This window comes from Polaromonas sp. P1_G2, from assembly GCF_056405515.1.
The window spans coordinates 1-356 of the sequence record NZ_JBFUBY010001787.1 but is presented as its reverse complement, the minus strand read 5'-3'; the positions used below and the strand labels follow the sequence as shown (position 1 = coordinate 356).

General features: G+C 55.3%; 1 protein-coding gene. It reads left to right on the top strand.

The features are described from left to right. On the top strand, positions 1 to 356 hold a 356-nt coding region (locus tag AC1D0P_RS32595; RefSeq protein ID WP_477680500.1), incomplete at both ends, for a hypothetical protein.

Sequence of the window (356 nt, the reverse complement as noted above, 5' to 3'; positions counted from 1 at the left end):
ATGCAATGCATACCATCGAGAGCATTGATCAGGCACAAATTCCTGACGGGGTGGCGCCCGAGTTCTTCGCTAAAACTCGCCTGACGGCCGGCGATCAGCGGAACATTTTCTGCACGCTTTGCAATCGTCTACTATCTGCCGGCGCGGTCGCCGCCACAGACGAGGGTTTTTTCGCCTTTGGTGGGAGCGAAATTTCGATCCGGTCAAGCGGCGGAGGTTTGGACATTCAAGTGTTTGCAGAGGACATTCTCACACTTGTTGGAATCCGAGCTATGCTCGAGGGTTGCCTCCACGAAGTGCCAGGACGCCCGTTCAAATGTATTCAGTGGCAGTCGGAGCAAGTGTCGGCACAGTCG